Here is an 18,004-nt window from a genome sequence, read left to right as displayed (position 1 = left end):
AAAATGCGATAGGTTTTACACTATCGCATTTTTTATAGGCTTCTCCCGCTTTTAGCCTTTCGCCTGCGCCCGCTTACCTAACAGCACAGACAGGCTAAAGGCGACCGCAAAGGCTATTAGCATGCCGATGCAATACATGGCCAAGCTGTCCGGACGGATTGAAGGAATACCCAGCAGTCCGGCGGCGCCCAAAGCAATGGCTTTCACATTAAAGAAAGCGATAAATGCCGCTGCGGCACCGGAACCCGCCATCGCCGCGATAAAGGCATAACGATAACGCAAATTAACCCCGAACATAGCGGGTTCGGTAATTCCCAACAAAGCGGAAATTCCGGAAGGTACGGCTAAACCGCGAACCTTCGCGTCTTTCATTACCAAAGCGACACCTAAACAGGCCGCGCCTTGCGCAATATTCGACATGGCGGCGATTGGGAAGATAAAGGTACCGCCGGTACGGGCGAGTTCAGCCAACAACTGAGTTTCCACCGCAATAAAGGTCTGATGCATACCGGTAATTACAATAGGAGCATACAGCGTACCGAATACCGCTCCGCCGATAAATCCTAAATTATCATACAACCAAGTAAGTCCCTGTGCTATCAAGCTGCCCGCTTCCCGCCCAAAAGGGCCGATAACGGTAAAAGCAAGAAAACCGGCAATAAACAGGGCAAATAAAGGGGTAACCAAATTATCCAGATAGGAAGGTACGAATTTGCGTAAGCCTTTTTCCAAGCTTGCCAGCACCCAAGCGGAAATTAATGTAGGAATCACCGTTCCCTGATAACCGACTTTTTCGATTTCCAGACCCAATACATTCCAGTAAAGAATTTTTCCCTGCTCCAGAGTTAAGGCATAATTCCAGCCGTCCGCAAGTGCCGGATGCACCAACAGCATTCCCAGCGCCGCCCCTAAATAAGGATTACCGCCGAACTTACGGGTAGCGGAGAACCCCAGCAATACCGGTAGGAAAACAAAGGGCGCGTTGGCAATAGTATTGATAAAATCCACCAGATCGGCAATGCCCGGGTACATATCGATAACATTTATTCCCTCGGCAAAAAAGCCTTTTGCGGTCAGCATACTATGGATACCCATTAACAAACCGCCGGCCACAATCGCCGGAATAATAGGGACGAAAATATCCGCCAATCCTTTCACTAAAAGTTGCAGCAAATTCTGTTTCCGATTTCCCGGCGCAGCAGGCTCCGCCGCTGCCATATCGCCGCTTCCCATTAGCTTGCTCATTTCGGCATGCACCTTATTCACGGTACCGGAACCGAAAATAATCTGATACTGACCGGAAGTGGAAAACTGCCCCTTCACCCCCTCAATATCTTCAATAGCCTGTTTATCGACTTTCGTTTCATCATTAAGGGTTAAGCGTAAACGAGTGGCGCAATGCGCCAAGGTCGCAATATTTTCTTTACCGCCGAGCTTGGCGATAACCTCTCGGGCAATCTGAGGGTAATCCATATTGTTCTCCTGAATAATTAAAAAATACTCGCTCAATTCTAACTAAAACGATAAAGCAGGACTAGAAAAATTTCCCCTTTTGTGCACAGGCGTCCCGATTCTAGCAAAAAATTGTCCGCCACAACGGGGCGGACAATCGATTAAAATTCAGCCAATGCCAGAGCCAGCCTTTCTATCCCGCAACGGATATCCTGCTCGCTGATATTCAAAGCCGGAGTAAAGCGTAATACATTAGGCCCGGCCTGCAAAATCATTACGCCCTGCGCCGCCGCCGCTTTCACAAAGTGTGAGGCCTGTCCCCGATATTTTTCAATCAGCTCCGCCCCGATCAACAAGCCTTCGCCGCGAATATCGCAGAATAACCCGAATTGTCCGTTCAGCTCCCGCAATGCCTGCTTAAACAGTACCGAACGCTGTTGCACCCCCTGTAAAAATTCGGGGCGGGCGATGGTTTCCACGACTTTCGCCCCTACTGCACAGGCCAGAGGATTACCGCCGAAGGTGGTACCATGTACTCCGGGTTTAAAACTGGCCGCAATTTTATCCGTAGTCAACATGGCGCTAATAGGAAAACCGTTAGCCAACGCCTTCGCCGAAGTAAGAATATCCGGCGTTACGCCATAATGCTGATAGGCATACAAATACCCCGTACGTCCCACCCCGGTCTGTACTTCGTCAAAAATCAACAGCGCACTATATTGATCGCAAAGTTCGCGCAGCCCCTGTAAAAATTCGGGTTCCGCCGGAATCACACCGCTTTCGCCCTGAATCGGCTCGACGATAACAGCGCAGGTATGATCATCAATAACCGCTTTTACAGTATCAAGATTGTTAAATTCCACATGGAGGATATCCCCGGGTTTCGGCCCGAACCCGTCCGAATATTTCGGTTGTCCGCCGACACTAACGGTAAACAGCGTCCGCCCGTGAAAACTCTGCTTAAAAGAGATCACCTTGCTTTTCTGATAGCCGAAATGATCGACGGCATAGCGACGGGCTAATTTTAGCGCCGCCTCATTGGCCTCGGCGCCGGAATTGGCAAACATCACCCGTTCGGCAAAGGTGTGAGCCACCAGTTCCGACGCCAATGCCAGTGTCGGTTCGCTGGTAAACCAGTTACTGGAATGCCATAGGGTTTCGCCCTGCCGGCGTAAAACGGCGACAATATCTTCGGGGCAATGTCCCAACGCATTAACGGCAATGCCGCCGCTGAAATCAATGTATTCTCTGCCCTGCTGATCCCAGACCCGGCTGCCCTTCCCCTTGACCGGAATAAAATCCGCCGGTACATAATTTTGGATCATCACTTCATCAAAGGTTTTGCGTGTATATGTTGTCATCTTATTTATCCTTGCCGTGCTTAAATTGATTTAAGTTCAACATACGCCTCAAGCAATATTTAGTCAATAAAAATGAATAAATATTCACTTTATAAGATTGTGCTTTTCCCTATTCGCCTTATTACTGAGTGCCGCCCACGGTGATTTGATCGATCTTTAATGCGGGTTGCCCCACCCCGACGGGTACGCTCTGCCCCTGCTTACCGCAAACACCGATGCCCTGATCAAGTTCCAGATTATCCGCCACCATGGAAACATTCTGCATCACTTCAATGCCACTACCGATTAAGGTGGCGCCTTTCACCGCTTTACCGATACGCCCTTTTTCAATTAAATAAGCTTCGGAGGTGGAAAAAGTGAATTTGCCCGAACTGATATCTACCTGACCGCCGCCGAAATGAGGCGCAAAAATACCATAATCCACCGAAGCGATTAAATCTTCAAATTTACTCTGCCCCGCCAACATATAAGTATTGGTCATACGCGGCATCGGCAAATGAGCATAAGATTCGCGCCGACCGTTGCCGGTAGGTGCCACGCCCATCAGGCGCGCATTCAATTTATCCTGCATATAGCCCTGCAGGATCCCCTCTTTAATCAACACATTATATTGTCCGGGAACCCCTTCGTCGTCCACGCTCAGCGAGCCTCTGCGATCTTGCAGGGTACCGTCGTCCACAATGGTGCATAGCGGGGAGGTAACCAGCTGACCGATTTTCCCGCTGAATAAAGAGCTTTGCTTACGGTTGAAATCACCTTCCAGACCATGCCCCACCGCCTCATGTAATAATACGCCCGGCCAGCCGGCGCCCAGAATTACCGGCATCAGTCCCGCCGGCGCCGCGACCGCACTTAAATTAACCAAAGCCTGACGTACCGCCTCTTTGGCAAAATACACCGCTCGGCATTCCCCTTGATAAGGTGCTAAAAACCAATCCAGGGCAAAGCGACCGCCGGAGCCGGAGCCGCCCCTTTCGCGCTTGCCGTCTTTTTCCACCAATACGGAGATGGAAAGACGTACCAAGGGGCGAATATCCGCCGCCAAGGTGCCGTCCGTTGCGGCAATCAGCACTTCTTCATACAATGCGCTTAAACTGGCGGAAACTTGGGTTACATAAGGACTTTCCGCTCTGGCGGTGCGATCCACCAAGCGCAGCAATTCGATTTTCTGTTCCTTGCTCATGCTGTCCAGCGGGTTAATAGCCGCATAACGGTATACCGGAGTTATGCCATGTAGGGCTATTGGAGACACCTTGCCGGTTTGTCGTGCTTCGGCGATACCTTTCGCCGCATCCGCACATTGCAGCAGCTCGCTTTTATTGATCTGATCCGCATAAGCGAAACCGGTTTTCTCTCCGCTTACCGCTCGTACGCCGACCCCGCAATCAATATGAAAACCGCCTTCTTTAATAATTCCCTCTTCCAATACCCAGTTTTCGTCCTGACTAAGCTGAAAATACAGATCCGCATAATCAATGCGGCGTGCGGAAAACCGATCCAGTACGGAAGCGAGTTCCCGAAGGGAAAGACCGCCCGGGCTAAGTAGGCTGTCGCTGACTTTATTTAACATGCTGTTCTCTTTCGTGTTGAATTAAAATATCCAGGGCATTATAAAAGTGCGGTGTTTTTTTGCAAAATTTTTTCAATCTTTGAAAAACCACAAAAAAACACCGCACTTTTCCGGCAAGAAGGTGCCTCGATAACCGCCCTCTAAATACTGAGAGCCCTTACTACATTACAACGACATCAAACTGATCCTGATTATAATAAACCTCGGTTTTCACCTGAATCTGCTTGCCGATGAAAACTTCCAGTTCCGCCAGTAACCCGTGGCTTTCTTCGTTAATCAGATAATCCGCCACCGCCCTTGAGGCATAAACCACAAACTGTTCGCTGGAAAACAAATGATGCACGCGGATAATTTCACGCATAATCTCATAGCAGACGGTTTCAACGGTCTTAACCTGACCGCGCCCTTTACAGGCGGGGCATTCGCTGCACAGCACATGCTCCAGACTTTCGCGCGTACGTTTACGCGTCATCTCCACCAAACCGAGCTGAGTAAAGCCGTTCACATTGGTTTTAACCCGATCTCTGGCCAGCACTTCCTGCAAGGATTGCAGAACCCGGCTGCGGTGATCATCGCTTTGCATATCGATAAAATCGATAATGATAATCCCGCCCAGATTGCGTAGCTGCAGCTGCTGAGCAATGGCCTGAGTCGCTTCGATATTGGTATTGAAAATGGTTTCTTCCAGATTCCGATGCCCCACAAAAGCGCCGGTATTAATATCTATGGTGGTCATAGCCTCCGTCTGTTCGATGATCAGATAGCCGCCGGATTTCAAATTGACCCGTTTATCCAAAGCCTCCTGAATCGCAGCTTCCACGCCGTACACATCAAATAAGGGTTGATTACCGCTATACAGCACCAATTTATCCGCCAACTCGGGCATAAATTCCTGTACAAACTGAGAAACCTCGGAAAAACACAGTTTCGAATCGATACGAATCTTTTCAATGCCGGCACCGACAAAATCGCGCAAAATCCGCTGCGCCAAGGCCAGTTCGCCGTAAAGCATGGAGCGGGTGGGATATTTCCCGCGCCGCTCCATAACTTTAAGCCAGAGGCGTTTCAAAAAATCCGCGTCCTGTTTCAATTCTTCTTCCGTGGCGCCTTCCGCCGCAGTGCGGATAATATAACCGCCGAGATCGTCGCAATAGGGTTCAACCAAGGCTTTCAGCCGCGCCCGTTCCTCTTCACTTTCAATTCGTTGCGATACGCCCACATGGCTATTTTCCGGCATAAATACCAAATAGCGGGAGGGCAGCGTAATATCCGTGGTCAGCCTTGCGCCTTTGGTGCCCAAGGGATCCTTTACGACCTGAACCACAATATCCTGTCCTTCGCGCACCAGCTCGGCGATATCCTTAACCACAAACTGCTTTTTTTCATTTTCATCCACACATTCCGTATGGGATACAATATCGGAAGCATGTAAAAACGCCGCTTTATCCAATCCGATATCCACAAAGGCCGACTGCATTCCCGGCAAAACTCTGGTTACCCTGCCCTTATATACGTTACCGACAATACCGCGTTTGGCCTGACGTTCGATATGAACTTCCTTTAGCACCCCCATATCCATTAATGCAATACGCGTTTCGCTGGGCGTTACGTTAACTAATAATTCCACTTCATCCATAAAAAATACCTGTTTATTTATTCTTATTATAGGGTTCCGCAAGCGGAAAACCTTCGCTAGTCTATCGAAAAGGGCCATGGAATAATAGCGTTAATTACTGTAAAATATGCGCTTTATCAAAATTTACCCGCATAAACCGAAGCGTCGCATTGTATCATCGGAAATTTATCCCGCACCGAAATCAGCGCGTAACAGGTGAATCAGGCGATAAAAACATATCGCCCGGGATCAAGGGAACCGACGGAGAAAGATAATGTTTGGATTGGATCCGACACTGACGACTTTTACCATTTATATTTTCGGTATGCTGGCTATCGGCATTCTGGCTTATCGTTACACCAATAATATTTCCGACTACATTCTGGGCGGACGTCGCCTAGGCAGCTTTGTTACCGCCATGTCGGCGGGGGCTTCGGATATGTCCGGCTGGCTGCTGATGGGGCTGCCCGGGGCGGTATATCTTTCCGGTTTGGTAGAAAGCTGGATTGCAATAGGTCTGACCCTGGGCGCTTATCTGAACTGGCTGTTCGTGTCCGGTCGGCTACGAATTTACACCGAATTTAACCATAATGCCTTAACCCTCCCGGAATACTTCCACAGCCGTTTCGGCACCTCGCATAGACTGCTGAAAATCGTATCCGCCGCAATTATTTTGATCTTTTTTACCATTTACTGCGCTTCCGGCGTAGTGGCCGGTGCCAAACTGTTTCAAAATCTATTCCAGCTGGACTATGCCACCGCCCTTTGGTACGGCGCTCTCGCCACTATCGCCTACACCTTTATCGGCGGTTTCCTGGCGGTGAGCTGGACGGATACCATTCAGGCGACCCTAATGGTTTTCGCCTTACTGCTGACCCCTTTATGCGTAATTTATACTCTCGGCGGTACGGATCAGTTCGATCTGGTAATCCAACAGGCGGGAACCGATATGCACAAAGAATTCAGCGATCTGTTCGCCGGCACTACCCCGCTCGGTTTGCTAAGTCTGGCCGCCTGGGGCTTGGGTTATTTCGGTCAGCCGCATATTCTGGCCCGTTTTATGGCGGCCTATTCGGTTAAAGCCCTGCATAAGGCTCGTCGTATCAGTATGATCTGGATGATGATCTGCCTCGGCGGCGCAGTGGCAATCGGCTATTTCGGCATCGCCTATTTCTATGCCAATCCGCAGCTTGCCGGAACGGTAAACCGCGAGCCGGAACAGGTGTTTATCGAACTGGCGAAACTGCTGTTCAATCCATGGATTGCGGGTATTCTGCTGTCCGCAATTCTGGCGGCGGTAATGAGTACTCTAAGCTGCCAGTTGCTAATCTCTTCCAGTGCGATTACCGAGGATTTTTATAAGGGCTTTATCCGCCCGAATGCCGGTGAAAAAGAGCTGGTCTGGTTGGGACGAGCGATGGTACTTATTATTGCCGGTCTGGCCATCTGGATTGCTCAGGACGAACATAATAAAGTGTTGAAGTTGGTGGAATTCGCCTGGGCAGGCTTCGGCAGTGCCTTCGGCCCGGTGGTTCTGCTCTCTCTGTTCTGGAAACGCATGACCGCCTCCGGAGCGATGGCGGGTATGCTCACCGGAGCTGTGGTGGTATTCGCCTGGAAAGAACTGATTCCGCAGCACAGCCAATGGCATCAGGTATATGAAATGATCCCGGCATTTTCTCTGGCAGCCTTGGCGGTTATTGTGGTTTCCCTGCTATCGCCGAAACCGGAACAACAGGTTATAGAAACCTTCGAACGGGCCGAACAGGCATATAAACAGGCTAAATTATCATGATTGACTTCCGCCCCTTTTATCAGCAGATTGCCACCTCAAACCTGTCCGCTTGGCTGGAAACCTTGCCTTTACAGCTAAAACGTTGGGAAAAACAAACACATGGCGAATATGCCAAATGGGCTAAAGTCATTGATTTCCTGCCGCAGCTGAGTGCAGAACGGATAGATCTGAAACAGGCGGTACGCGCCGAAAGCGATACGCCCCTAAGCGAAGGTCAGCGCCAACGTCTGATTTATCATCTGAAGCAGCTAATGCCATGGCGTAAAGGCCCCTATCATTTACACGGCGTGCATATCGATTGCGAATGGCGCTCCGATTTTAAATGGGAACGGGTATTGCCGCATCTGGCGCCGCTGCGGGATCGCACCGTACTGGATGTGGGTTGCGGCAGCGGTTATCATATGTGGCGAATGCTTGGAGAAGGTGCGGCGACCGTGATCGGCATCGATCCTACCGAGTTGTTTCTCTGCCAATTCGAAGCGGTGCGTAAACTGTTGAATAATGATCGACGCGCCAATTTGATTCCCCTCGGCATTGAAGAAATGCAAGCGTTGGGAGTATTTGATACGGTATTTTCCATGGGGGTGTTATATCACCGTAAATCCCCTCTCGATCATCTGACCCAGCTAAGAAGTCAGTTGCGTCCCGGCGGCGAATTGGTACTGGAAACCCTAGTGGTTGAGGGCGATGTTAATACGGTGCTGGTACCCGCCGATCGCTATGCAAAAATGAAGAACGTCTATTTTATTCCTTCCGTAGACTGCCTGATTAATTGGCTGCAGAAAACCGGTTTCCACAATGTACGTTGTGTAGATGTCGCCACCACAAGTTTGCAGGAACAACGCAAAACCGAATGGCTGGAAAATGAAAGTCTAATCGATTTTCTCGATCCCCAAGATCAGAGTAAAACCGTCGAAGGCTACCCGGCGCCGCAAAGAGCGGTTATTTTGGCGAACAAATAAAAACAAAAGTGCGGTTGTTTTTTCCCGAATTTTAGCCATTTTCACCTCATAAAAAAACCGGAAAAAAACAACCGCACTTTCTTGCCTAAACTTAATTAATCTCACCGAACAAAAGGGGAAAACAGCAGTTTTCCCCTTTTAGTTTCAGCCTTTTCTTTAGGCTATTGCGCTAAACATTGCGCATAACTGTCCGCAGTGGCCTGCAAAAATGCGGCATAAGAATCTTTACCGAGTTGCACATTATCGCCAATCGGATCCAAACGCCCCACTTTTACCCCGGTAGATTGGCTTAAGCTTTCAATTACCTTCGGCGTAAATTGAGGTTCGGCAAATAAACAACTGACTTTATGTTGTTGAATTTCCTGTTTGATCTTTGCCAGAGTTTTAGCCCCCGGGGCAACCAAGGGGTTAATGGTGAAATAACCGGTCTGATTTAAGCCGTAGGCCGTATTAAAATAGCCGTAGGCATCATGAAAAACATAGAAACCCCGATCTTTATAGGGTGCCAGCTGAACTTTGATTTTTTCGCTTTGCGTCGCTAAAGATTGTTCGAACTGCGCCAAATTTTTTGCGATGCGCTGTTTTTTATCCGGGTATATATGTGTTAAGCGCTCGGCAATTTCCTGCGCCACAATATGGCTAATTTGCGGTGAATACCAAATATGCCAGTTTACCGAACTGTCATGATGATGATCATGCGCATGGGAATGCCCCTCCTGCTTATGCGCATGGTTATGGCTATGTTCCGCATCTTCTTCCTCATGGCTGTCGCTATGATGATTATGCGAGTGGCTATGGTCGTGCCCCTCTTCGCCTTCAATCAGCAAATCTTCAATTTCTTCCAACTCACTAAGTTGCAATTTTTTATCGGCGCCGAGATATTCATTGATAATTTTACTGAAATTAGCATCCACATCTTCGCCAATCCATATCGCCAGATCGGCTTTTTTCAATAACAGCACATCAGAAGGTTTCAAATAGGTATCATGGGGAGAGGCGCCGGGCGGAACCAATACCTGGGTTTCGGTTACCCCCTCGGCAATGGAAGAAGCGATAAAACCGAGCGGCTTTACCGAAGTAACTATATCGGCGCTTGCCGTATAAGAGGCCAAACTTATTGCAACGGCAATGGCGCTTTTGTGTACGGATTTTTTTATATGGCGGGTAAATTCTGACATATTATCTCCTTGGCTGAATATCCCTGAAATTATGAGAATGATTATCAAACAAAATCCGCTTAAATTACTCCAATTCGAATAAAATATCCATCTTTATTTCTGCTCTGCACCTGAGGTTTCCCGCCATGATCCGCCTGCGCCATAGCAAATTAGCGCAGCGCTAATAGTTTATCAATTACCCTGGCTACCGCAAAAAATGCAAAAGTTGCGGTAACCACCGTAGTAGCGCCAAAACCGTTGGCACAGTTCATGGTAGCGGAAAGAGTACAGTCCTTTCCGACTTTGGGAAAAATCAACGCCTGTTCGGAAAAAACACAATCAATGCCGAATTTTTTCTTCGGATCACGACTGAATCCGTATTCTTTACGCAGCAAGGCGCGTACCCGAGCAAGTAAAGGATCTTGCACGGTTTTGCTTAAATCCGTTATCCGAATTCGGCTCGGATCGGTTTGGCCGCCCGCACCGCCTATGCTAATCAATTTTAATCGTCGAGATTTACAATAGGCGATCAGAGCCGCTTTAGTCCGCACATTATCAATAGCATCAATAATATAATCATAGCCGCGGTCTAAATATTCGTTTAGATTTTCCGGATCAAGAAAATCATCAATAATATGAACTTCAGATTCCGGATTAATCAGCTGAACTCGGGCTTTCATCACTTCGGTTTTTAATTGCCCGATATTACCGCTTAAAGCATGAATCTGACGATTAATATTGGTAACGCAAATATCATCCATGTCAATTAAGGTCAGCTTTCCTATTCCTGAGCGCGCCAAAGCCTCCACCGCCCAGGAGCCGACTCCGCCGATACCTATCACGCAAATATGCGCACGGCGCAAACGCTGTTGCTCGTCGCTACCGTATAAACGCTCGATCCCGCCGAAACGCCGCTCATAATTATCAATTCGTTCCATTTCATATCCTTTTACAAAAAATCGGCACGAATCCCTATTCGTGCCGAATTATCCGCTAGTTAAAGGCTGACTTATTGCAGCAACCAGACTCGACCATAATGCTTAGACAATCCGGCAATATGTCCCGCCTCATCACCTATGCCGCGATACAAATCAAAATGATGTCCTTTTACCGCACCGCCCACATCCAATGCAACCATTAAACGTAGCTGATGTTCACCCGTCCAGTTCCCTCCATTGTCCATTTGCGGTACTTCCACCAACAATACCGAACCGGAAGGAATAATATTGCGATCCGAGGCGATCGCCGCCATAGGAACCAGAGGAACGCCGGCGGAACCCTTTACCTGCCCGGTAGGATCATTTTTAAAGAACACATAGGATTGGTTTCGTTCCAGCAACGCCTGTAAGCGAGAAGGATTCGCCTTTGCCCAATCTCTGATCGCCTGAATCGACATTTTTTCCTTCTCGATTTCCCCCTGTTCTACCAACAAGCGACCTACCGCCGTATAAGGAAAACCGTTCTGTCCCGCATAAGCGAAATAATTCAGGTTACCGTCGCCGAAATCCACATATCCGCTGCCCTGTACTCCCAGCAGAAAATTATCGATCATCGAATCGCTATATGCCAATTCCAGCCCCTTATTTTTCAGCGCACCGGCATAAATCTGGGCGCGACTGAAGCGTTTTTTAGCCGGTAAGGCATAAATCGGTTGATTATATCTGCCCTGCGGGCTACGTCGCGCATGAATAACCGGTGAATAATAGCCCGTCATCAGCACATTCTGATAACCGTCATGTCCCTTCATAATCTGAGGACGAATCCCGTAACTACTCAGTTCGCCGGTATTGGCGCCGGCCAGCACCCAGCCGGTAATTTTGTTATAAACATCCGAATATTGCCCCGACAGACGCCCGGAATAATTATGCACATTAGATAACTGGGTTAAAAAATCGGCCTGATTAATCACCGCACTATGGTTGTCTACGCCTGCAACCGCCGCCAAATGGGATTGTTGATAAGTGCGGCCCTCATATTTGGCACCGAAATTGCGTAGATCCGTGCTATTTACCGAACCGCCCGCATGCCCCGCCGGTCGGGAGGAGCAGGCACTAACCAGAGCGATAGCCAATAAGCTCGCCCATTTAAAGCTTAGGTTAAAATTAAATTTCATGTTGAAATCCTTGTATCGATAAAGGCATAAAAACCCTTGTGCATATTGGAAGCGTAAAAGTGGTTATGCTATCAAAAAAATAAGCGAGGCTCTAGAAGTAATCTCGCTTCAATGTGCTTAACCTCGTTAAGCTAAGGGATAAAATAAGACAGGGATCATTGAGGAAGAAAAATTCTCTCGACAAATAAACAGTAAAGCCCCGGCGTCTTTATTTCGGCGCGCTATTTTTTACAGCTACCGATTTTACGACCGCTCTGCAAGGAAAAAATATCGCAATCCCGAGCAAAAGCGACTTTGCCCTTAAAGGAACCTCGTATCGCCTTTTCCGTATCCGGTTTTACATTTTCCGTACGCCGCATAATATGGCTGAGTATCAGGCTATCAACGCCCGCCTGCCGAGCAATGCGTCCGATTTCCGACGGCGGCATATGTAGTTTTAACGCAATGGCATCACCGCTGCTTTCCGGCACCGCATTATGTGCGATAAATAGGTTTGCTCCCCGTACCAAGGGATCAAGGGTTCCGCCCAAATTACTGGTATCGCCGGATACTACCAGCGCACAGCCGTCTTTTTCAATCCGCCACCCCAGTGCCGGCATTAAACCGTGTTCTACACCCACCGCCTGCAATTTGAATCCCGCCACCCGGGTAGTGAAAATTTTCGGTTCGATTTTATCCGCATTTACATTATGCGCTTGCAGGCTATAGGATTCTTCCCCCCTGACAAAGCCGGACAAATAAGCATAAGCCCCCTCTTCGCCGAATAGGCGTTGAAGGAAAAGCCCGGTATCCGGAATAAGATGATTACCCGTCGGCCCGTAAATCGGTAAATCCGTTGCCCTGGCAGTAAAAAAAGAGGCTTTGATCAGAGCCGGCAGATCATTAATATGATCCACATGCAGATGACTGAGTAATATGGCCTGTAAATCTTCGATACGGGCGCCGGCACGCTCAAAGTTGAGCAGAGTTCCGCTTCCCAGATCAATAATAAATTTCGCTTTGCCCTTTTCACGCAATAAATAACCGGTGGAAGCGCGCTGTTCCTGCTGCGGCATATTAATTCCGCGCAACAACGGCAACTCCGGCCCGCCGGAACCTAAAACCACCACCTCCAAATCAGGATTCAGGCAACGCTCGGCAACCGCCGGAGCGGAGAGAAAAAGCAATAATAAATACAAGAATTTTTTCATCAAGGTTGAAAGACCTCCCCGTATCGGAAGAAGTGCGCTTGTTTTTTTGGTTTGTTAACTAAACATAGCCGGAAATTTCCCGTCATAGACCTTATTGAACAACTTGGTATAATAGATTCCGAACAGCTTTCCGGCCAATATTTATCGCCAAATATTCCGTATAGCATTTCAGCGCTAAACCTTTAGCGGATAAATCACATCCTCTTCAATCCATTTTTCCCAGGTTTGCTGGAGCACTGCGCTTAAGCCTTGATTTTCCGCAATCACCGCGCTTAGCGCCTGCTCTATCTCCTGTAATGAAGCGGCTTGTTCGCCAAGATAGGTTAATAACCAGAAATCCAACTCCGTTAACCCCTGATGCCGGACCGCAAACAAGCTGTCGCGCCATACCGCCAGTTTTGTCGCCTTTGCTTCAAAGCGGGTGAAATCACTGTGAATAAAATCCACATCATATTCTTTTAAAAATGCCGCTTCTGAAAGACGCATTCGAGTACCTTCGTCCCAGGCAAAGCTATCGGGAACATCAGCCATAGCAACCTCGGCAAGCAACTGCGTGTTCTCGAAATCCATCAGCGCCAGAATATGCGGCTCAAAGGCTTTAATCGCCTGACAAAAAGCCAGAAATTCGCCGGCTATATCCTGAAAGTAAGGAGATACCGCCCGGGCTTCCCGTAAAAAGCGTTCTTTCGTATTCTGCCAATCTTCGGCGGGAATATGCTGAGGCGCTTCAACAAAACAGCGATCGATAAATCCGAAGGTATTATTACGTACCAAGCGGGCATAAACCGCCAAGCGGTTCGGAGCATAATTCCCCAGAGGCTGAGCGTCGGCCAAGCGTACCGCACGGGCAAGGGCATTTTGGGTTTGAATCAAACTAGGCCGCATAAGTTTTCACCTCGACAGGTTTGGCATATTTTTTCTGTAACCCGGCAATATGCTCCACTTCCGCATAGAGTTCGGCAAAAGGCGGGAAGTTAAAATCCCGTTCCAGTAATGTCGGCGGAATATAAGGCAAACGTTGATAGGCATATTCCAACAAATCCCAAACATTGCCTTTTACCGCTTCGCCGTGCGTATCCACCAGTAATTCCGGCAAATAACGGTATTCGCCCTTAACCTTATTGAAAGACTCCTGCTCCGCCGCCTCAATAACGGGCTGAGCGGCGGAATGTTCTTCGTCATGTCCTGCGATATGAATATAATCGACCCGTTCCATATTTACCTGATCGAGAAAAACATAGGGATCAAGTAAACCGTGATTAACCCCGTTCACATAAATATTATTCACATCCAAATGAATCCCGCAGTCGGCCTCTTCCGTAATCGCATTAAGAAATTCCACTTCATTCATAGTGCTGGTAGGAGAATGCAGATAATAAGAAGTATTTTCCAGGGAAATACGCATTCCGAGGAAATCCTGCACTTCGGAAATACGCCGTGCCACATGCTTTACCGCTTCTTCGGTAAAAGGCATGGGTAATAAGTCATAGAGGTGGCCTTCGCATTCGCAATAACTTAGATGTTCGGAAAAAAAGGTGGATTGGTATTGCTGCATTAATTGTTTAATATGTTTCAGCAAATTACGATCCAAGGGGGCTTGCCCTCCTAATGAAAGGGATAAGCCGTGAACCGCCAGCGGAAAACGTTCCGCCGCCCGATCAAATTGATAACGTGCCGCACCGCCCATTTTTATCCAGTTTTCCGGTGCGACTTCAATAAATTGAATGGCATTATGATCTGCCGGAAGGGACAAAAATCCCTCTGCCAAATCCCGGCGATAACCTAAACCTGATCCAGACAACATAGCATAACTCCATAATTTTTATTTAAGAAAACTGGTGTAATATAAATTACACCAGTGTTATTGAAAGCCGTGATTAATGCGAACCGCACTTACCCTCGCCGCACTTGCCTTCAGCGGATTTTGAACTTGCACCGCACTTACCTTCGCCGCATTTGCCCTCGGCGGATTTAGAGCTGGCGCCGCATTTACCTTCACCGCATTTGCCTTCGGCGGATTTAGAGGCTTTAACTTTCTGGCTCTGTTGCGCTTTAGTCGCTTTACTGTCTGTGGCAGCCTGTAGCGGTGCGGACATTACCATGGTCAATGCACCGGCCAAGGCGGTTAAAGTAGCTAATTTTTTCATATATAAATCTCCTAAAATAAAATATTAAATTAAAGATATTTCAACCATTTATTGGTCGAGTATTTTTTCCGCAATGCGGAATCCAAAGAGAGCGTCCCTGCTCCTTGTGTAATTAACGGGATTAACATGACTAAATAGATAAGAACCAATTTATAGCCATTGTCGCACACGTTATAACCCGCATCTGCATGGAGGCTATACCATGCAACAGCAATTAATGTCGCTAAGACAAAAGAACTAAAGCGAGTAAATAAACCGAGAACCAACAGGAAGGGTAAAACAAGCTCCGCTCCCATGGCCAATCCCCAGCTTAGATCCGTTGGAATATAATTGAGCGGAAACGGAAACTGATCCTGAATCTGAGAAAACCAGTTCTGCCCGTTCCATTTCTCCATCCCTGCTTCAAAAAACTCCCAGGCAAGCAGAAGCCGTAGTCCTAAAAATCCGATTCCTTCGGTTACCTGAAAATTCAATCTATTACAACGCATTTTCTCTCCTTGTTTTAAACCGGTTTTTCCTAACCGGTGCTTTATTAGTCTGATGAATGTTATTTTTCTTACAAAATTTTTAAAAAAAATTTCTTTTTTGTTAAAAAAACGCATCAAGGAAATAAGCCTCACAACAAACTTATCTTTCTGAGAAATAATATTTTTATCAATCGCATAGCGCCGAAGCGCGCTAAAACCACATGGCGCCGAGGCGCGCTAAAACAGCGGAACCTAACCGGTGCAAATCGAAACCCCATTTGCTATGTAGCGCTTTTTGCGCTTGCTGCTTGATTGCTAACTCAGTTACTAAAAATAGAGAAAAGAACGGTGAGATGTTCCGGCGTTTTTAGCCAAAAAAACCGCCGCCCGAAAACCACCGCACTTTAAGTTGCAAAAAGCTGCAAAACCCAAAGTTACAAAAACCAAAGTTGCAAAACCCATTTATCCGCCGCTCGGAAAAATCGCCGATCTTGACGGGATTAAGCAAATTAAAAATCTGTAGAGGAGGAGATTGAATCAGGTAGTTATACGGATTCTAAGCGATGAAAAGGGAGCCAATATTTTCTATTCCCTAAGGAAAAGGCGGCGGGTAAGCGGCGTTATCCGCTTTTGCAGCGAAGCGATGAAAAAACCATCGTTTCGTTTGTTTTTAGCGCAAACGAAAGCAATTATCCCAACTAACCCTTGAAATCTGACCGAAAACGAGTATAGTACGCCCCATCAGACGCGGGGTGGAGCAGCTTGGTAGCTCGTCGGGCTCATAACCCGAAGGCCGTCGGTTCAAATCCGGCCCCCGCAACCAGACAAACAAAAAAAGCGTTAACTTAAAAGTTAACGCTTTTTTTATACCTTTGCACCGCCTGTTGAGAGCGATAACCGGGCATTTAGGCCCGGATACTATAATCACCGCTCGCCACCCATTTATAAGTGGTTAGCGCTTCCAGCCCCATCGGCCCGCGGGCATGTAGTTTCTGGGTGCTTACCGCCACTTCCGCGCCTAAGCCGAATTGAGCGCCGTCGGTAAAACGCGTACTGGCATTAATATAAACTGCCGCCGCATCTACCTGAGTAGTAAATTGCCGTGCCGCCTGCATGGATTCTGTCAAAATCGCTTCCGAATGCTGGGTGCTGTATTCCCCAATATGTGCTATAGCCTCCTCTATATCCTGCACAACTCGGATATTCAGATCTAAGGACAGCCATTCCTGACGCAGTTCTTCTTCCCGTACCGCTACAGCTTCAATTCCCGCCTTGTGCAAAATGGAAAGTGCGGTCGGATCGGCATGCAATTTTACCTGTTTCGGCGCTAAGCGGGCTGCCAGTTTAGGTAAAAACTCCGCCGCGATGGAAGCCTGAACCAACAAGGTTTCCAAGGTATTACAGGTACTGGGACGCTGGGTTTTGGCGTTTTCAATTACCGCCAACGCTTTATCCTGGTTGGCACTTTGCTCGACAAAAATATGACAAACACCGATACCGCCCACAATCACCGGCATCAGGGCATTTTCTTTACAAAGCTGATGCAAACCGGCTCCGCCACGGGGAATCATCATATCCACATAGCGATCAAGCCGTAACAATTCCATAATCAAAGCGCGATCCGGATCCGTAATCGCCTGAACCGCCCCTTGGGGCAAGCCCGCCAATGCCAAAGCCCGACCGATAACCTCCACCAGTATTTTGTTCGAATGGCGGGTTTCCTTCCCCCCGCGCAGAATTACCGCATTACCGGTTTTTAAACACAAACTGGCTACATCAATGGTAACATTGGGGCGCGCCTCGTACACGGTGCCTATGACCCCCACCGGAACCCGAACCCGTTCCAGTTTAAGCCCGCTATCCAAGATACCGCCGTCGATACTTTTACCTACCGGATCCGGCAGTGAAATCACATGGCGCACATCATCGGCAATCGCTTTTAAGCGCTGCTCCGTTAATAACAGGCGATCTATTAGGGCTTCCCCTAAGCCTTGCTCTCTCGCCGCTTCAATATCCTTGCGGTTTTCCGCCAGAATTTGTGCCGACTGTTTTTCCAACTGATCCGCAATAAGCGCAAGCGCATGATTTTTTTCCGCCTCGGAAAGCTGAGCCAGTACAAAAGCGGCCCCTTTGGCCTGTTTTCCCATTTCAATTAAATCTGTCATCTTATTCCCC

The 18,004-nt window shown here is 48.1% G+C and carries 15 protein-coding genes and 1 tRNA gene; 3 read left to right on the top strand and 13 right to left on the bottom strand.

Annotation, left to right across the window (positions count from 1 at the left end):
- Nucleotides 1-51 precede the first annotated feature (51 nt).
- From EDC45_RS01955 to rng, 4 genes are all read right to left on the bottom strand, one after another.
- Nucleotides 52-1,473: a sucrose-specific PTS transporter subunit IIBC gene (locus tag EDC45_RS01955; protein WP_133542924.1), complete on the bottom strand. Its 1,422-nt coding sequence runs from the start codon at nucleotides 1,471-1,473 to the stop codon at nucleotides 52-54.
- Between the two features lie 140 nt (nucleotides 1,474-1,613).
- Nucleotides 1,614-2,813 carry an aspartate aminotransferase family protein gene (locus EDC45_RS01950; protein ID WP_133542922.1) on the bottom strand — a complete coding sequence of 400 codons (1,200 nt, stop codon included), beginning with the start codon at nucleotides 2,811-2,813 and terminating at the stop codon, nucleotides 1,614-1,616.
- Nucleotides 2,814-2,934: 121 nt separating this feature from the next.
- Entirely contained in the window at nucleotides 2,935-4,383 is a 1,449-nt protein-coding gene (gene tldD, locus EDC45_RS01945; RefSeq protein ID WP_133542920.1) for a metalloprotease TldD, read from the bottom strand.
- Between the two features lie 160 nt (nucleotides 4,384-4,543).
- The gene (gene rng, locus EDC45_RS01940) at nucleotides 4,544-6,019 is read right to left on the bottom strand and encodes a ribonuclease G (RefSeq protein WP_133542918.1); all 1,476 of its coding nucleotides are present in this window, start codon (nucleotides 6,017-6,019) and stop codon (nucleotides 4,544-4,546) included.
- A gap of 253 nt (nucleotides 6,020-6,272) precedes the next feature.
- Here rng and putP point away from each other — a divergent pair, with 253 nt between their 5' ends.
- Nucleotides 6,273-7,793 (top strand): sodium/proline symporter PutP, encoded by a 1,521-nt coding sequence (gene putP / locus EDC45_RS01935; RefSeq protein ID WP_133542916.1) that lies wholly within the window; start codon nucleotides 6,273-6,275, stop codon nucleotides 7,791-7,793.
- Entirely contained in the window at nucleotides 7,790-8,755 is a 966-nt protein-coding gene (cmoB, locus tag EDC45_RS01930) for a tRNA 5-methoxyuridine(34)/uridine 5-oxyacetic acid(34) synthase CmoB (RefSeq protein WP_133542914.1), read from the top strand. Before putP ends, cmoB begins: the two co-directional genes overlap by 4 nt.
- A 161-nt stretch (nucleotides 8,756-8,916) precedes the next feature.
- Here the strand turns inward: cmoB and znuA are convergent, their stop codons facing one another.
- The 8 genes from znuA to EDC45_RS01890 form a co-directional block, all read right to left on the bottom strand.
- Nucleotides 8,917-9,933 (bottom strand): zinc ABC transporter substrate-binding protein ZnuA, encoded by a 1,017-nt coding sequence (gene znuA / locus EDC45_RS01925; RefSeq protein WP_133542912.1) that lies wholly within the window; start codon nucleotides 9,931-9,933, stop codon nucleotides 8,917-8,919.
- A gap of 149 nt (nucleotides 9,934-10,082) precedes the next feature.
- A complete protein-coding gene (gene tcdA / locus EDC45_RS01920) occupies nucleotides 10,083-10,850 on the bottom strand; it encodes a tRNA cyclic N6-threonylcarbamoyladenosine(37) synthase TcdA (RefSeq protein WP_133542910.1) in 768 nt (255 codons plus the stop codon).
- Between the two features lie 71 nt (nucleotides 10,851-10,921).
- Nucleotides 10,922-12,025: a murein transglycosylase A gene (mltA, locus tag EDC45_RS01915; RefSeq protein WP_133542908.1), complete on the bottom strand. Its 1,104-nt coding sequence runs from the start codon at nucleotides 12,023-12,025 to the stop codon at nucleotides 10,922-10,924.
- 221 nt (nucleotides 12,026-12,246) lie between these two features.
- The gene (locus EDC45_RS01910) at nucleotides 12,247-13,215 is read right to left on the bottom strand and encodes an MBL fold metallo-hydrolase (RefSeq protein ID WP_133542906.1); all 969 of its coding nucleotides are present in this window, start codon (nucleotides 13,213-13,215) and stop codon (nucleotides 12,247-12,249) included.
- A gap of 174 nt (nucleotides 13,216-13,389) precedes the next feature.
- A complete protein-coding gene (locus EDC45_RS01905; protein WP_133542904.1) occupies nucleotides 13,390-14,100 on the bottom strand; it encodes an HvfC family RiPP maturation protein in 711 nt (236 codons plus the stop codon).
- Nucleotides 14,090-15,019 carry an HvfB family MNIO-type RiPP peptide maturase gene (locus EDC45_RS01900; protein ID WP_133542902.1) on the bottom strand — a complete coding sequence of 310 codons (930 nt, stop codon included), beginning with the start codon at nucleotides 15,017-15,019 and terminating at the stop codon, nucleotides 14,090-14,092. Before EDC45_RS01900 ends, EDC45_RS01905 begins: the two co-directional genes overlap by 11 nt.
- Before the next feature lie 73 nt (nucleotides 15,020-15,092).
- The gene (gene hvfA, locus EDC45_RS01895; protein ID WP_133542900.1) at nucleotides 15,093-15,362 is read right to left on the bottom strand and encodes an oxazolone/thioamide-modified RiPP metallophore HvfA; all 270 of its coding nucleotides are present in this window, start codon (nucleotides 15,360-15,362) and stop codon (nucleotides 15,093-15,095) included.
- 29 nt (nucleotides 15,363-15,391) lie between these two features.
- Entirely contained in the window at nucleotides 15,392-15,850 is a 459-nt protein-coding gene (locus EDC45_RS01890; RefSeq protein ID WP_133542898.1) for an HvfX family Cu-binding RiPP maturation protein, read from the bottom strand.
- Between the two features lie 725 nt (nucleotides 15,851-16,575).
- Here EDC45_RS01890 and EDC45_RS01885 point away from each other — a divergent pair.
- Nucleotides 16,576-16,652 (top strand) — tRNA-Met (locus EDC45_RS01885).
- An 82-nt stretch (nucleotides 16,653-16,734) separates the two neighbouring features.
- Here EDC45_RS01885 and proA read toward each other — a convergent pair.
- Nucleotides 16,735-17,994, bottom strand: coding sequence for a glutamate-5-semialdehyde dehydrogenase (proA, locus tag EDC45_RS01880; RefSeq protein ID WP_133542897.1), 1,260 nt, complete (start codon nucleotides 17,992-17,994; stop codon nucleotides 16,735-16,737).
- Between the last annotated feature and the right edge of the window lie 10 nt (nucleotides 17,995-18,004).

It is taken from the genome of Mesocricetibacter intestinalis, assembly GCF_004363295.1.
Classification (GTDB): Bacteria; Pseudomonadota; Gammaproteobacteria; order Enterobacterales; family Pasteurellaceae; genus Mesocricetibacter; species Mesocricetibacter intestinalis.
The sequence above is the reverse complement of the archived record's forward strand: the minus strand, read 5'-3'. Positions and strand labels throughout refer to the sequence as shown.

Coding starts and splice junctions, on each gene's coding strand:
- EDC45_RS01955 (WP_133542924.1), bottom strand. CDS start 1,473: ATGGATTACCCTCAGATTGCCCGAGAGGTTATCGCCAAGCTCGGCGGT.
- EDC45_RS01950 (WP_133542922.1), bottom strand. CDS start 2,813: ATGACAACATATACACGCAAAACCTTTGATGAAGTGATGATCCAAAAT.
- tldD (WP_133542920.1), bottom strand. CDS start 4,383: ATGTTAAATAAAGTCAGCGACAGCCTACTTAGCCCGGGCGGTCTTTCC.
- rng (WP_133542918.1), bottom strand. CDS start 6,019: ATGGATGAAGTGGAATTATTAGTTAACGTAACGCCCAGCGAAACGCGT.
- putP (WP_133542916.1), top strand. CDS start 6,273: ATGTTTGGATTGGATCCGACACTGACGACTTTTACCATTTATATTTTC.
- cmoB (WP_133542914.1), top strand. CDS start 7,790: ATGATTGACTTCCGCCCCTTTTATCAGCAGATTGCCACCTCAAACCTG.
- znuA (WP_133542912.1), bottom strand. CDS start 9,933: ATGTCAGAATTTACCCGCCATATAAAAAAATCCGTACACAAAAGCGCC.
- tcdA (WP_133542910.1), bottom strand. CDS start 10,850: ATGGAACGAATTGATAATTATGAGCGGCGTTTCGGCGGGATCGAGCGT.
- mltA (WP_133542908.1), bottom strand. CDS start 12,025: ATGAAATTTAATTTTAACCTAAGCTTTAAATGGGCGAGCTTATTGGCT.
- EDC45_RS01910 (WP_133542906.1), bottom strand. CDS start 13,215: ATGAAAAAATTCTTGTATTTATTATTGCTTTTTCTCTCCGCTCCGGCG.
- EDC45_RS01905 (WP_133542904.1), bottom strand. CDS start 14,100: ATGCGGCCTAGTTTGATTCAAACCCAAAATGCCCTTGCCCGTGCGGTA.
- EDC45_RS01900 (WP_133542902.1), bottom strand. CDS start 15,019: ATGTTGTCTGGATCAGGTTTAGGTTATCGCCGGGATTTGGCAGAGGGA.
- hvfA (WP_133542900.1), bottom strand. CDS start 15,362: ATGAAAAAATTAGCTACTTTAACCGCCTTGGCCGGTGCATTGACCATG.
- EDC45_RS01890 (WP_133542898.1), bottom strand. CDS start 15,850: ATGCGTTGTAATAGATTGAATTTTCAGGTAACCGAAGGAATCGGATTT.
- proA (WP_133542897.1), bottom strand. CDS start 17,994: ATGACAGATTTAATTGAAATGGGAAAACAGGCCAAAGGGGCCGCTTTT.